The following is a 13,598-nucleotide window of genomic DNA, read 5'->3' as shown; positions in this document are numbered from 1 at the left end:
CCGGGCACCGTAATGTGCCACGCAGGTTTAAGCATCGCGGCATCCTCCATTTCCAGGCAACCAATTCGACCCCAGTCAGATGGGTTCGGTGCGAGCGGCAGTCATGCGGCCAAGGTCTTTGTCGATGGAAGTTCAGGCCGGCACCACCGGCGACTTCACCTTGTTGAAGGCATGCAAAAGCTGCGGGTCGGCGTGCAAGCTCACGCGGACCAGCTCAGGCGGCGTGAGAGCCAGCCATTGATTCAGCGAGACATCGGCAAAGTAATCGCTCTTGAAAATTTCCAGGAATCGCAGCGTCGTGTCGCCCGTGTTCTCGATGTAGTGCCCCATGGCGAAGGGCACGTAGCCAACATCGTTGGCCTGATAATCGAATGTGCGGGCCTGGCCAGACGCCCCGAACACGCCCATGCGGGCCTGACCCGAAATGTAATACTGCCATTCGTCCGCGTTCGGATGCCAATGCAGCTCGCGCATCCCGCCCGGCTCGACTTCGACGAGCGCCGCCGCGATAGTCTTGGAAACCGGAAACACCTTGCTGTCGGTAATCCGCACCGAGCCGTGTTTCATCTTGATCGGAGTCTGCGCCATCATGCGGTGGCTGAAGCTCTGCGGGACTTCGACCGCGCCCGCGATTTTGTCTGCGCCGAGCGGTCCCGGAACCGGCGCTGGAAAGATGTACATCTGGCTGGGCTCTGGAACGCTGGCAAAGCTCGAAGCCGGGACGCCGAAATTCTTGGCGAGTACCTCCGGTGGCATGTGTTTCATGAAGTCGGTCAGCAGGAACGTGTTGTCCTCATCGAAATCGCCGTCGTCGAACACCAGCAGGAATTCCGTCCCGTCCGGATCAAGTCCCTGGATCGAGTGCGGAATGCCCGGCGGGAAATACCATAGATCGCCGACGCCAACGTCGTTGACGAAATTGCGGCCATTGGCATCGATCGCGGTGATGCGCGCTGTGCCAGAGAGCATGTACGCCCATTCGGCAGCTTTGTGCCAATGCAACTCGCGCACGCTGCCGGCATTCAGACGCATGTTCACGCCGGCGATGGTCGTGGAGATGCCGAGTTCGCGCACCGTGACCTGCCGCGTCCAACCGCCCGCTGTCAGTCGCATATGGGCATCGTCAAACGAGAAACGCAGGTTCGGAAGCGTGCCACTGTCGGTGACTGGTGGGACCATCAAGTCCGGATTCTGGTCAATCCGCGCAGGATTCATCGGACCAGGATTGGTGCCGCCGCGGCCGTTGGCAATCGGGTCACCTTTCTGCGCCTGGGCAAGTGTCGCTGCCGTGAGCAACCCGCCGGCCGCCGTCCCAACCAGCATGCTTCGACGTGACAACTTGTTGGAGACAATACCCATGTCGTTTTTACTCCTTGCCGTGGGGCGCTTTCAAACGGTGCAAATTGGCTAGGCCGCTCTGAACCGCGTAACGAGAGTGAACCGCATGAGCGTCCTCCTGTCGCACAGCCCACACGATATCGATCTGGCGCAGACGACGTCTTTCGCGTTGACACGCCCTTTGACTGAACCGCACGATGATTGGGCTGCCAGAAGTGAGCGCGGCTCAAGGATCGCTGTTCACGCTGCCGCTCCGTGCCGCAGCACGCTCGGGGAGCGGCGCGTGGCTTCGATCGCACTGCTCCGGGGGCGGATCATCCACGATTTGTTTACCGGGACGAAGGCTCGCATCGCTTCAACCAAAAGCTCAACTCCGGACGCGCGCACCTGGATGCATGCGAGCTCCAGACCGCGATGCTTCTCGCCGGTCACCTCATCTCCCTCCTGCAAGAGGCCAGATCCGAATTCAGCCCCAATGATTGACGTCACGTCATGGCTGAAGGACATTAGGCAACTTGAACGCGTGGCAACGGAGGAATGCGAGGCTCGTCGCTTCGAAAAAAATTATGGACCGCCTTCGGTCTTCTCGCTGCAAGAGTCTCCTGGTTGTCATACAAACTGGCCGGAGGCGGCGCTGGACGCTGCCATCGACGAGATCATATCTGGAGGTCGAGTCGGACGTGGAGAATCAGGCTGCGGGCTTCTGAAGAGCGCTCCGTCGCCTCGGCGAGAGCAAGCAAGGCCCCATGGCTACACCACGTATGTTCAAGCCGACGGCCGCGGCCGGGTCTGTTAGCCATCTCGCGACGCGCTGATCCACATCAGCCGGCGCCTTGATGCGTTCCGAGATCATGTGGCGCTCCTTCTCGGCCAGGGCGGCATAAAGGCGCAGCATAGAGGCTTGGCGTCAGCGCCGAGTTCCCACTTTGATTCTCGAGCTACTGCGCGCTCCAGTCGCGGACTCCGGAGACTCACGCCGCCCGTTTGAGCCGGAGTTCCGACCAGATTGCCGAGAGCGCCTGTACTAGATGGTCGATATCCTGTGCGGTATGCAGCGGTGACGGCGTAATTCGCAAACGCTCGGTGCCGGGCGGCACCGTCGGATAGTTAATCGGCTGCACGTAGATTCCGTAATCGCTGAGCAGAACGTCGCTGACTCGCTTGCACAGTACGGGGTCGCCGACCATCAGCGGGACAATGTGGCTCGGATTGGCCATGTGGGGCAGTCCAGCCGCGTCCAATCGCTTGCGAAGCGAAGCGACCACCGCCTGATGATGCTGGCGCTCGCTGGCACTCGTCTTCAGATGCCGGATACTCGCGAGTGCGGCGGCCGCAACCGACGGCGGCAGCGCGCTGGTGAAGATGAAGCCGGACGAGAAGCTCCGCACGAAATCGCACAGTGCCATGCTGCCGGTGATATAGCCGCCCACCACACCGAAACCCTTGGCAAGCGTGCCCTCGATGACGGTCAGGCGATGGCTGAGCCCTTCACGTTCGGCGATCCCGCCACCGCGCGCGCCATAGAGTCCGACGGCATGGACCTCGTCGAGATAGGTCATGGCGCCGTGGCCGTCCGCGACATCGCACAGTTCCGCGATCGGGGCGATGTCGCCGTCCATCGAATAGACCGACTCGAACGCCACCAGCTTCGGCCGTCCGGGATCGAGCGCCGCCAGCCTGCGGTTCAAATCCTCCGGATCGTTATGCTGCCAGATCTGCTTTTCCGCCCGGCTGTGCCGGATGCCCTCGATCATCGAGGCATGATTGCCCTCGTCGGAGAGGACGACACAGCCCGGCAGTCGGGACGCAAGCGTACCGAGAGCCGCCCAGTTCGACACGTAGCCGGAGGTAAACAGCAGGGCCGCTTCCTTGTTGTGCAGATCCGCCAGTTCCCGCTCCAGCAGCACATGATAGTGGGTGGTGCCCGAGATGTTCCGGGTGCCGCCGGCCCCAGCGCCGCACCGGTCGACCGCTTCGCGCATCGCCGCCAGCACGCACGGATGCTGCCCCATGCCCAGATAGTCGTTTGAGCACCAGACCGTCACCGTCGACTGGACCCGGCCGTTGAAGTGGGTCGCGCGCGGGAAATTCCCCGCCTGGCGTTCGAGATCGCAAAACACCCGGTAGTTGCCCTGCATATGGAGATCATGCAGCTGCTGCCGGAAGAAGCCCTCGTAGTTCATTGTTCCGTCCGGGAGATGCGACGGAACGGTCGGCTTGGCACTCAGATAGTTGGGTGGTGGGTCGCCGAGCGCGTGGTCGATCGGACAGTGCGCCGGGTCGATTGCCTGTCCCGGCCCGGCCCAGGCGACGTGCTCCGGCGGTGGCGATAGCGGGTTGGCCGGAACGAGCGTCTTCGTGGTCATCAGTGTCTCCATCGCTGTCTGGCTAGCGTTCGAACTGCTCATCGCGCTTCTCCTGCGCACGCCTCGAAGGCAGCCCGCAAATCGCCCCCTGATATTTGAGGCCATCCGTAAGCGAATGGCCTCTTGTTGCCGCGCCAGGCCGACCGCGCTTTTGTCCGCCGCATCCTTTAGTGCGGAGTGGCGCCGTCGGCTCTGAGTTGCAGCCAAGATCATTCGGCTGGGGTCGGGGCATGAGCGCCCCCCGTCGCCGGCTCGTGGGCGAGCCGAGCGAGGCCCGTATGCACGATGGCGGCGATGATGGCGCCAACGATCGGCGCTATCACGTAAAGCCAGGCATCATTGAAATTGCCCGTCGCGACCATTGGGCCTAGTGCCCGTGCCGGGTTGAAGGGGGCGCCCGTGAGGGCACCACCCATGATGATGTTGAGAGTCAGGGTCATACCGATCGCCAGCGGCGCGAGGTTACCGGCGCGGCCAGCGACCGCCGTGCTTAGCACGACCGTGACCAGGAAAAAGGCGAGCGCTGCCTCGATCACGAAGCCGGCCGAGGGCGTGACCGTGAGGATCGTGGCGCCCAGATGGAGGTCGTGCGCGAGCGCGGGCGTGCCGAGGCCGGTCGACGCACCGCCCAGCACAACCCGCAACAGGAGCGCGCCGATGACACCGCCAACCAGCTGGCTGACGATGTAGCCGACAGCCTCGCCAGTGCGCATCGCGCCGGCGAGGAGCACGCCTACGGTGACGGCGGGGTTAAAATGCCCCCCCGACACCGGGCCGTAGGCGAAAGCGAAGGCCATGATGGCCAGGCCGTGGGCGAAGGCAATCGCGGCGATGCCGGCCAGGCCGACACCGCTGCCGACCACGGCCGCGGCGCCGGCGCCGATGAACACGAACGAGAAGGTGCCGATGAACTCGGCAAGGAGCTTGGGTGCAATATGGTTGGACATGGTTGATCTCCGGAGACGAGCGTGCAGCGCTCGCATTGGCGTGCAGCGCTCGTATTGAGTTGTCTGGGAATAGCCGGCGGCCCGGGAGGAGCGGCCGCCGGCCGTGGAAGCGAGCGAGGTTACTCGGCGGCCATCGTCTGCGGGTTGAAAGGTACGCCCAGCGCCTTCGCAACGCCGGCGCCGTATTTGGGATCGGCTTTGGCGCAGTTGGCAATATGGCGCTGTTTGACCTCGAGGCGCGCGTCGCCCATGGCGCGGGCGGTGTTCTCGAACAGAAGCCGCTGCTGCTCGGGGCTCATCTTCCTGAACAGGTTGCCGGGCTGCTCATAGTGGTCGTCATCGACGCGATGGTCCCAATAGGTCGCGCTACCCTCGATCGGCAGCGGTGGATCGATCAGGGCCTCGTTGCGGTCGATCCACGAGCCCTTGCTGTTGGGCCAATATGTCGGTGTCGCACCAAGATTGCCGTCGGTCCGCATCGCGCCATCGCGGTGGTAGCTCTGGAACGGGCATTTCGGCGCATTTACCGGGATGTGGTTGAAATTGACCCCCAGCCGGTATCGCTGGGTATCGCCGTAGGAGAAGAGCCGGCCCTGCAGCATCTTGTCCGGCGAGAAGCCGATGCCGGGAACGATGTTGGCCGGCGAGAAGGCCGCCTGTTCTATTTCCGCAAAGAAGTTATCGGGATAGCGGTTGAGCTCCATCACCCCGACCTCGATCAGCGGATAGTCGGCCTTCGGCCACACCTTGGTCAGGTCGAATGGACTGTGCTTGTGGATCCGGGCCTGCTCCTCGCTCATCACCTGGATCGACAGCGTCCATCGCGGAAAATTGCCGCTGTCGATCGCGTTGAGCAGATCGCGTCCGTGGCTCTCGCGATCGTTGGCGACCAGCGCGGCCGCCTCCTCGTCGGTGAGGTTCTCGATGCCCTGCTGCGAGCGGAAGTGGAATTTGACCCAGATACGCTCATTGGCGGCGTTGATCATCGAGAAGGTGTGGCTGCCGAAGAGATGCATGTGACGGAAGCTTCGCGGAATGCCACGGTCGGACATCACAACGGTCACCTGGTGCAGCGCCTCCGGCAGGAGCGACCAGAAGTCCCAGTTGTTGTCGGCCGAGCGCAGACCGGTGCGCGGATCGCGCTTGATCGCGTGATTCAGGTCCGAAAAGCGCAGCGGGTCGCGAAAGAAGAAGACGGGCGTATTGTTGCCGACGATGTCCCAGTTGCCCTCCTCGGTATAGAACTTCAGGGCAGTGCCGCGGATATCGCGTTCGGCATCCGCCGCGCCGCGCTCGCCGGCCACAGTCGAGAAGCGGACGAGCATCGGCGTCTGCTTGCCGACCTCGGAGAAGATTTTCGCCTTGGTGTAGCGGGTGATATCCTTGGTGACGGTGAAGGTGCCATGGGCGCCCCAACCCTTTGCATGCATGCGGCGTTCGGGAATCACCTCACGGTCGAAATGTGCGAGCTTCTCGATCAGCCAGATGTCCTGGAGCAGAGCCGGGCCCCTCGGGCCCGCCGTTTGAATGTTGGTGTTGTCCACCACGGGCGAACCAGTGGCATGGGTCATTGGCGGGACGCGGTCGGTCATAAATAGTCTCCTGTGGGACATCGAAATCCAGCAACGCGACCGCCTGCGGCAGCGTCACCCTTGTTCTCCCAGCGTCGCCCTCAACCGAAGTGTATTGGCCAGAACACGGGACCAAAAAGCCTAATCAATAGGGGTGGAAATGACTTGAGCCCTGTTGCTGCGATTGTCGCGGTTTTGCGTCCGCATGCCGCGAGCGGCCGACGACCACATTCGGCAATGTCAAGGCCGACGTCCTTGCGGACGAGGATCCGCATTTCCGCCGTGGGAATTTCTGCAGCGTGATCCGCGGATCGTACTGCGACGGCTGATCGGCATCCTCATTTCTCATCGGTGAGGTCAAGCGTCCTGTGCGAGTTGCGGCCCAATCCGGTTGAAAAGGGTCGACGAGGCGATCATCTCGACATAGCCGCTGGACGGGAGCGCCTGGTTCTCCAAGGCAATCTCTGAAGATTGGGGTCTCGACGAGGTGTTGCTGTGACAAAGGTGCAATCAGACGCCGACGACCGCAATTTCGAACAAGCAGAAAAGGATTTGTTGCTTAGGTTGGACCTGGACACCGGCGTGACACGGAGAGTCGACCAGCAGCGCAAGCGTCAACCAGGAAAATGAACAGAGAGCGTATGCAGCATAGATTATCCCCGGGAGCATCCGGCAACTCGCGGCTTCTGGGGCCTTTGGCCGTCCTCCTGGCTGCCGGGATATTCGCTGTCGATACGCTCGATGCATTTTCTGGAGCTGTCTCGGTCCTCTATGTGGTCGTTCCTCTGCTCGCAGCAGGTGCCTTGCGCAGGCGTGGCATTGTCTTGTCTTCACTCGCCTGTGTAGCGCTCACCCTATTGAGCTTCTGGCTTGTTCATGGGACCGGGGCCAACTGGGGGGCGCTCAGCCGCTGCCTCATGAGCATCGCGGCCATTGTCATTACAACCCTTCTTGTCCTCAAAAATCAGTCGACCTCGACCGATCTATCCGAAAAGGCCGAACTGCTCGATTTGACGCATGATTCGATCTTCGTACGCGGTACGGACGAGCAGATCACCTATTGGAATCGTGGTGCTGAAGCCATTTACGGCTGGTCAGCCGAACACGCAGCCGGGAAGTCCACCCATCAGCTCTTGCAGACGGTCTTTCCGACTTCGCTGGATGAGATCAATCAGGAACTGTTCAGGTCCGGCCGGTGGGAAGGCGAAATCGTGCACACGAAGCGAGACGGATCCGCCGTTGTCGTTGCCAGCCGCTGGGCGCTGAAGACGGATGCCGAAGGCAAGCCGCTGGCGGTTCTCGAAACGAATACAGACATATCAGAGCGCAGGCAAGCAGAAGCCGAGGTCCTGAAGGCACAGGCCGAACTCGCCCATGTGACACGCCTCACCACATTGGGCGAATTGACGGCCTCGATCGCGCACGAGGTGAATCAGCCACTGGCCGGCATCGTTTTGAACGGCGAGGCGTGCCTGCGGTGGATCGATCGCGACAACCCAGATCTGGATGAGGTCCGCAGCGCGGTCAAGCGGAGTATCGCTGACGCGCAACGCGCCAGCGATATCGTCCGTCGGATCCGGTCGTTGTCCAAAAAGGGAGATCTCCAGATGACTCTTATCGAAGTGAACGAGATCGTCAATGAATCCCTCGTGCTATTGCAGCGTGAACTCGTTGCAAATCGCATCACCCTAAAACTGAAACTGACCAACCGGCGGCTGCCCGTACTTGGCGACCGTGTCCAGCTTCAACAGCTGCTGATCAATCTCTTGCTTAACGGAATTCAGGCAATGGCCACCGCCGACAACGCGTTACGTGAAATTATCGTTGCGACGTCGGTCGATGATTCGGACCAAGTGAACGTTAGGGTCCAGGATTCGGGACCGGGCATCGATCCCGACAATGCGCGCCAGTTGTTCAACGCCTTCTTTACCACCAAGGCGGACGGAATAGGGATGGGATTGTCGATCTGCCGGTCGATCATTGAGGCACATGGAGGCCGTGTATGGGTCGTGCCCAATCCGGGTCGCGGCGCAATATTCCAGTTTTCCCTGCCACGCCTTGAAAAGGATGCCGAGTCATGACCCGAGGCCCCGCCTCCCAGCAACAAGTCAAGAGCAGCACCGTGCCTCCGACTGTCCTGGTTGTGGAAGACGATCCGTTGTTGCGCGAAGCCTTAAGCAGCCTCTTCCGATCTGTTGGTATGCGTGCCCAGCTTTTCGGTTCTGCTCCCGAGTTGCTGAACGGCCAGCTTCCCGACGGTCCAAGCTGCCTTGTGCTAGACATCCGGCTGCCTGAGGTGAGCGGACTTGAATTTCAAACGCAGTTGGGAAACGCAGGCATTCATCTTCCGATCATTTTCATGACCGGTCATGGCGACATTCCTATGTCCGTGAGAGCCATGAAAGCCGGCGCGGTCGATTTCCTCACCAAACCCTTTCGAGACCAGGATATTCTGGATGCCGTCAACGGCGCTCTGGATCGCGACAGGCAACGGCGAGAGAGAGACCGGGCGCTGTCGGAGCTCCAGACCCTTGTGCGCAACCTGACTCCTCGGGAGCGCCAGGTGATGGCGTTTGTCGCGACCGGATTGATGAACAAGCAAATCGCTGGCGAGCTGCAGCTCAGCGAAATCACGGTGAAAATCCACCGGGGTCGTCTGATGAAAAAAATGGGCGCCAGAACTCTAGCCGACCTGGTGAGAATGGCATCCGCCCTAGGGATAAGTGCTCCCAATAAATAGATTTGTTACACCTCTGTATAACTTTGCTTTCACGATCATAGGCACAATATATCGCCTAGAAACAGTCGTTGAAACAGCAATTCTTGGATCATCGGCTAGTACCAAGGAACAGTCCATTGATCCGCAACACGATGATCTCCATCGTCGACGACGATGAATCCGTTCGACTTGCAATTGCAGGCCTCGCTAGATCGCTAGGTTTCATCGCAACTGCATTCGAGTCGGCGGAGGATTTCCTGAGGTCATCTCATCTGGAAAATACGTCATGCTTGATCTGCGATATCCAGATGCCCGGCATGACAGGAATAGAGTTACAGGATCATCTGATCGCAAACGGCTATCAGATACCAACCATTTTGATCACCGCCTTCCCTGAGGGGCGTGTTCGGAAGCGCGCTCTGGAAACGGGCGTCATCGGCTTCCTCGGCAAGCCTTTCGATAGCCAGGCCATGATCAGATGCATCGACGCGGCGCTCGGGAAGACCTAGCGCCTCGAACAGAGAAATATCGACTATCGATAAGCGTCGGAAAACAACTGATCCGTGCGACGTAAGTAAGGAGTGTTCATGGCACGCGCAGCAGCAACAAGTTTGACAAGCGAAGGCGGGCTTAGCCGCTATCTCGAAAGGATCAAACATCTCCCCATGCTGACGCCGGAGCAGGAACAAGCACTGGCAAGACGCTGGCGTGAGCATAATGACGCGGAGGCCGCTCACCAACTGGTGGTCTCGCATCTTCGCCTCGTTGCCAAGATTGCTATGCGTTACCGCGGGTACGGGTTGCCGATGTCGGAGGTAATCTCGGAGGGCAGCATCGGTCTGATCAAGGCGGTCGATCGCTTCGAACCGGAGCGCGGCCTGCGTCTGGCCACCTATGCGATGTGGTGGACCAAGGCGTCCATTCGGGAATATGTTCTGCGCTCCTGGTCGCTGGTGAAGATGGGCACGACGCCCAATCAAAAGAAGCTGTTCTTCAATTTGCGGCGACTCAAGGCCCGCATCTCGGCGCTTGACGATGGTGACCTGCATCCAGATCAGGTGGGACTGATCGCAAGCAGCCTTGGCGTGACCGAGCAGGAGGTGGTTTATATGAATGGCCGCATGGGCGGGGACACCTCGCTCAACGCGCCCCTGCGAGGTCACGCCGAAGGCGAATGGCAGGATTTGCTGGTCGAAGACGAGGACAACCAGGAGTACAAGCTCGTTCAGGTCGAGGAGGCCTCCAGCCGGCATAGAGCGCTGATCGACTCGCTTGGCGTGCTCAATGCACGCGAACGGCGCATTCTTGAGGCGCGTCGGCTTGCGGATAACCCAAGGAGTTTGGGAGATCTTTCGAGCGAATTCGGCGTTTCGCGCGAGCGTGTGCGCCAGATTGAGATGCGCGCCTTCGAAAAATTACAACATGCAGTGAAGGTCGTCTACGCGAAACGGGACGAACCCAGGCCGCTGTCAGCGTGAATTGGAGACCGGGATTTTGAACTGCGGCGATCCTGCGCCTTATTCAGGCAGAGGATATCAGATTCTGACATTCATCGCGGACTGCCTTGGGCGCTTGCATCAAGGCGTGTGATCCCACGTCATCCTCGGTGCCTGGGAGGGCCTAGGCGCCGCGTGACGGTGCGAGCGCCGTCATCTACCCACTCATCGAAACCTGCAAGCTTAATGACCCGGGGCTCGCCGGATGCCGCGAATGCGGGGCGCTGCAGAGGCCTTGCCTTCCATCTCAGATCCCGATCGCGGCTCGCCCGTAGGCGCATTTGCTGGCAGCGCCATTCAATCAACAAGTAAATATTTGTCCTTATAAGATATAATCATATTAACCAAGCGTATTATACTGAGAAAAGCGCCCTGTCTCTACATAACAATTGCTTTCAATGACCAAGAAAGCTTCAACAATAGGAGTGTAGTATGAAAAGATCAACAACAATCTTAGCGACGATCGCTTTGGGTGCAATGCTGGCAACCGGCTCCGCGTCGGTCTCGATGGCGCACGGCGGTGGCGGTGGCGGTGGTGGTGGCGGCGGTGGCCACGGCGGAGGTTTTGGCGGGGGCGGCCATGCCGCAAGCATGGGCGGCGGCTTTGGCGGTGGCCACGGCGGAGGCTTTGGCGGGGGCGGCCATGCCGCAAGCATGGGCGGCGACTTTGGCGGTGGCCGCGGCGTAGGCTTTGGCAGCCATAACGCAGGCATCGGCAGTGGCGTCCATGTCGGCGGCGTCCATGTCAGCGGCAGTCATGTCGGCGGTCATAGGTTCAGAAGGGGCCGCGGTTACGGCAGTGATTTCTATGACGACGGCTACTGCGGTTATCCGTACCCATACCATGGATACGTCGGGCTTTTCCCATATTGTCCGTGATCCGCCATAGCCTCATCGAATCCGGGCTCACAGCACGAGTGGGGCCCGGATTCGAACCTCGAAGGCTTTGCTTGCACGCCTGCCGAACTGTGGCGTGATCGGGATTTTGAAAGCGCATCATCGGCACTGCCGCGGGAAGGTATATGTATCTCAGCCAGGTGTATTATTCTGAGATGTATCTGCTGTACCTATCTAGATATAGCTTTCGACAAATCCGGAAGCGTCAACCTTTAGGAGTGTATTATGAGACGATCAACAACAATTCTGGCGACGTTCGTTTTGGGCGCAATGCTGGCGACCGGCTCGGCGACGATCTCCATGGCGCGCGGCGGCGGGAGTGACGGCCATGTCCTAGACTTTAGCGGTGGCGGCATTGGCAACCGACAGCGAGACCACCAGCACCGCAAGGTTTTTCTTAGCGATCCAGGCTATCACTACCAGCCTTGGTGGAACTACGATACCGATGCTGCTTACTGCTCGTTTGATGCCGTAAACCCGAGTTACTATGGGTCCAATGGAATGTGGCACTCCTGCCCGTGATCCAGCCTCGCCAATTTTTAAGGATCCGGACCCATAAGTTCGCGATTGAGATCGGCGGTACTTCCCACACATGCCTTAGAAAGATGGATCGTTCCCAAGCCGTGCGAGGATTGCCCGCGCCTCGTCGCTGATTTCGCGGACGATCTCGGCGGCCGGCTGGACGCGGCGGACGAGGCTGACGCCTTGGCCCGACCATAGGGCAAGGGCGTCGATATCGCCCTCGTCACCCGATCCCGGCGTATGAGATTGGTATGCAACCACGTCGCCATATGGCGACTTTGCAACGACCACGCCTTCGTGGGGACGCCCACCCGCCGGCGGGCGTCCGGCTGCCTCCCAAGCTTCAATCGTTTTGTTGCGGAGGCTACGGTGCGGAGCGTCGGGCCAGCCGACATCGAAAACAGTCCCGTATTCTGTGTCCGTCTCCTTGGCTGTGAGGATGCGGTCGCGATAGCGCGGGTGGATTGGGGCTTCGATGCTCGCGAGAAAGCGGGTACCGATCCAAGCGCCCGCGGCACCAAGTGCCATCACCGCGGCTAGACCGCGTCCATCCGCAATGCCACCGGCAGCAAGAACGGGGACTGGCGCGACCTGGTCAACAACCGCCGGAACCAACGCCATCGTGGCAACTGTACCGTAAACGTGGCCACCCGCCTCCCAGCCCTGCGCGACGATTGCGTCGGCACCATCTGCGGCTGATATCCGAGCCTGTTCGGCGCCTCCTGCCGTATGCAGGACCTTTGCCCCGCCACGATGCGCCGCAGCCGTCAGCGAACCTGCCTGGCCCCAGAAAAATGAGACTACCGGCACGCCTTCTTCCAAGCAGATCGCGAGGCGCTCCTCCTGCGGATAAGTCAACACGAGATTGACGCCGAACGGCCGTTTGGTCAGGGCCTTGGTGGCCCGAATTTCTGCGCGTACCGCTTCAGGCGGACTCCAGCCGAGGGCGAGCATCCCGAGACCGCCTGCATTGCTCACCGCGGCGGCGAATTGCGGAGAAGTAGCTCCACCCATGGGCGCCTGGACAATCGGAATTTCCATGCCGACGAGAGTGGTGAAGGCGTTGGGCATTGCGCTCCCCCTGAGTCCTTCATCCGGGCGCGGCCTTTTGCCCGATTTAGGGACAGTGGTCCAAAGGAGGCACGGAATCAACGGGGATTTCGCCGCAACGGGAGACTACAAGGTTGAATCGCAATTATTTCTGGCTGACCGAGGAGCAGTTCGGGCGACTCGCGGCGCTGTTGCAACTGACACACGCTGCAAGCGGCGGGTTGATGATCACCGGGTAATCAGCGGCATCGTGGATGTCCTGAAATCAGGCGGTCGTTGGGTCGACGCACCAGATGCCTACGGCCCGCGCAAGACGCTCTACAACCGCTTCGTCCGATGGGCAGCCAAGGGCATCTGGGTCGACATCTTCCATGCCCTGGTCTCGGCTGGCGGAACACCGGCGGAGGTGCTCATCGACTCCTCGGCGGTGAAGGCGCATCGCTGCGCCTCAGGCGGCAAGGGGGGGGAACAAAATCAGGCGATCGGCCGATCGCGTGGTGGGCGAACCACGAAAATCCACGCCCTGACCGACGGCCTATGCCGCCCGATCGCTTTCCTTTTGACCGGTGGCCAGGTCGCCGATTGCACCGTCAGCAGTATCCTCGGAGAACGAAATTCTAAGCGCTAACGTCGCTTCGCGTTTCAACACGGCCTCCACCCGAAGCGGAAATGCAACCTGAGACACTTCTCTA

The 13,598-nt window shown here is 60.5% G+C and carries 12 protein-coding genes and 2 pseudogenes; 7 read left to right on the top strand and 7 right to left on the bottom strand.

Going from position 1 to position 13,598, the window contains the following annotated elements:
- Positions 1 to 132: 132 nt before the first annotated feature.
- From NMG80_RS25525 to NMG80_RS25505, 5 genes are all read right to left on the bottom strand, one after another.
- Positions 133 to 1,359, bottom strand: coding sequence for an oxalate decarboxylase family bicupin (locus NMG80_RS25525; protein WP_301943388.1), 1,227 nt, complete (start codon positions 1,357 to 1,359; stop codon positions 133 to 135).
- 219 nt (positions 1,360 to 1,578) lie between these two features.
- Positions 1,579 to 1,770: a hypothetical protein gene (locus NMG80_RS25520; RefSeq protein WP_254020670.1), complete on the bottom strand. Its 192-nt coding sequence runs from the start codon at positions 1,768 to 1,770 to the stop codon at positions 1,579 to 1,581.
- A gap of 539 nt (positions 1,771 to 2,309) precedes the next feature.
- The gene (gene hemA, locus NMG80_RS25515; protein WP_254020724.1) at positions 2,310 to 3,521 is read right to left on the bottom strand and encodes a 5-aminolevulinate synthase; all 1,212 of its coding nucleotides are present in this window, start codon (positions 3,519 to 3,521) and stop codon (positions 2,310 to 2,312) included.
- A gap of 392 nt (positions 3,522 to 3,913) precedes the next feature.
- The gene (locus tag NMG80_RS25510; protein ID WP_254020669.1) at positions 3,914 to 4,651 is read right to left on the bottom strand and encodes an MIP/aquaporin family protein; all 738 of its coding nucleotides are present in this window, start codon (positions 4,649 to 4,651) and stop codon (positions 3,914 to 3,916) included.
- 119 nt (positions 4,652 to 4,770) lie between these two features.
- Entirely contained in the window at positions 4,771 to 6,243 is a 1,473-nt protein-coding gene (locus NMG80_RS25505) for a catalase (protein ID WP_254020668.1), read from the bottom strand.
- 197 nt (positions 6,244 to 6,440) lie between these two features.
- Between NMG80_RS25505 and NMG80_RS25500 the strand changes: the two are divergent.
- The 5 genes and pseudogenes from NMG80_RS25500 to rpoH all read left to right on the top strand — a co-directional run.
- Positions 6,441 to 6,551, top strand: a pseudogene (locus tag NMG80_RS25500) (phosphohydrolase); the annotation flags it as partial.
- Between the two features lie 366 nt (positions 6,552 to 6,917).
- Positions 6,918 to 8,303 carry a sensor histidine kinase gene (locus tag NMG80_RS25495; protein ID WP_254020667.1) on the top strand — a complete coding sequence of 462 codons (1,386 nt, stop codon included), beginning with the start codon at positions 6,918 to 6,920 and terminating at the stop codon, positions 8,301 to 8,303.
- Entirely contained in the window at positions 8,300 to 8,962 is a 663-nt protein-coding gene (locus NMG80_RS25490) for a response regulator transcription factor (RefSeq protein WP_254020666.1), read from the top strand. Before NMG80_RS25495 ends, NMG80_RS25490 begins: the two co-directional genes overlap by 4 nt.
- A gap of 131 nt (positions 8,963 to 9,093) precedes the next feature.
- A complete protein-coding gene (locus tag NMG80_RS25485) occupies positions 9,094 to 9,450 on the top strand; it encodes a response regulator transcription factor (RefSeq protein ID WP_254020723.1) in 357 nt (118 codons plus the stop codon).
- Between the two features lie 78 nt (positions 9,451 to 9,528).
- Positions 9,529 to 10,419, top strand: a complete 891-nt coding sequence (rpoH, locus tag NMG80_RS25480) for an RNA polymerase sigma factor RpoH (protein WP_254020665.1) — start codon at positions 9,529 to 9,531, stop codon at positions 10,417 to 10,419.
- A 471-nt stretch (positions 10,420 to 10,890) separates the two neighbouring features.
- Here the strand turns inward: rpoH and NMG80_RS25475 are convergent, their stop codons facing one another.
- Positions 10,891 to 11,208: a hypothetical protein gene (locus tag NMG80_RS25475; RefSeq protein WP_254020664.1), complete on the bottom strand. Its 318-nt coding sequence runs from the start codon at positions 11,206 to 11,208 to the stop codon at positions 10,891 to 10,893.
- 351 nt (positions 11,209 to 11,559) lie between these two features.
- On the opposite strand from NMG80_RS25475, the gene NMG80_RS25470 reads away from it, so the two are divergent.
- Positions 11,560 to 11,856 (top strand): hypothetical protein, encoded by a 297-nt coding sequence (locus tag NMG80_RS25470; RefSeq protein WP_254020663.1) that lies wholly within the window; start codon positions 11,560 to 11,562, stop codon positions 11,854 to 11,856.
- 75 nt (positions 11,857 to 11,931) lie between these two features.
- Here NMG80_RS25470 and NMG80_RS25465 read toward each other — a convergent pair whose 3' ends face one another.
- Positions 11,932 to 12,927 carry an NAD(P)H-dependent flavin oxidoreductase gene (locus NMG80_RS25465; protein ID WP_254020662.1) on the bottom strand — a complete coding sequence of 332 codons (996 nt, stop codon included), beginning with the start codon at positions 12,925 to 12,927 and terminating at the stop codon, positions 11,932 to 11,934.
- A 113-nt stretch (positions 12,928 to 13,040) separates the two neighbouring features.
- Here NMG80_RS25465 and NMG80_RS25460 point away from each other — a divergent pair.
- A pseudogene (locus tag NMG80_RS25460) lies at positions 13,041 to 13,519 on the top strand (IS5 family transposase); the annotation flags it as partial.
- Positions 13,520 to 13,598 lie beyond the last annotated feature (79 nt).

The sequence above is a fragment of the Mesorhizobium escarrei genome (assembly GCF_935825525.1).
GTDB classification, from domain to species: domain Bacteria; phylum Pseudomonadota; class Alphaproteobacteria; order Rhizobiales; family Rhizobiaceae; genus Mesorhizobium; species Mesorhizobium escarrei.
This window is presented reverse-complemented; position numbering and strand designations above follow the sequence as displayed.

Coding starts and splice junctions, on each gene's coding strand:
- NMG80_RS25525 (WP_301943388.1), bottom strand. CDS start 1,359: ATGGGTATTGTCTCCAACAAGTTGTCACGTCGAAGCATGCTGGTTGGG.
- hemA (WP_254020724.1), bottom strand. CDS start 3,521: ATGAACTACGAGGGCTTCTTCCGGCAGCAGCTGCATGATCTCCATATG.
- NMG80_RS25510 (WP_254020669.1), bottom strand. CDS start 4,651: ATGTCCAACCATATTGCACCCAAGCTCCTTGCCGAGTTCATCGGCACC.
- NMG80_RS25505 (WP_254020668.1), bottom strand. CDS start 6,243: ATGACCGACCGCGTCCCGCCAATGACCCATGCCACTGGTTCGCCCGTG.
- NMG80_RS25490 (WP_254020666.1), top strand. CDS start 8,300: ATGACCCGAGGCCCCGCCTCCCAGCAACAAGTCAAGAGCAGCACCGTG.
- NMG80_RS25485 (WP_254020723.1), top strand. CDS start 9,094: ATGATCTCCATCGTCGACGACGATGAATCCGTTCGACTTGCAATTGCA.
- rpoH (WP_254020665.1), top strand. CDS start 9,529: ATGGCACGCGCAGCAGCAACAAGTTTGACAAGCGAAGGCGGGCTTAGC.
- NMG80_RS25475 (WP_254020664.1), bottom strand. CDS start 11,208: ATGACCGCCGACATGACTGCCGCTGACATGGACGCCGCCGACATGGAC.
- NMG80_RS25470 (WP_254020663.1), top strand. CDS start 11,560: ATGAGACGATCAACAACAATTCTGGCGACGTTCGTTTTGGGCGCAATG.
- NMG80_RS25465 (WP_254020662.1), bottom strand. CDS start 12,927: ATGCCCAACGCCTTCACCACTCTCGTCGGCATGGAAATTCCGATTGTC.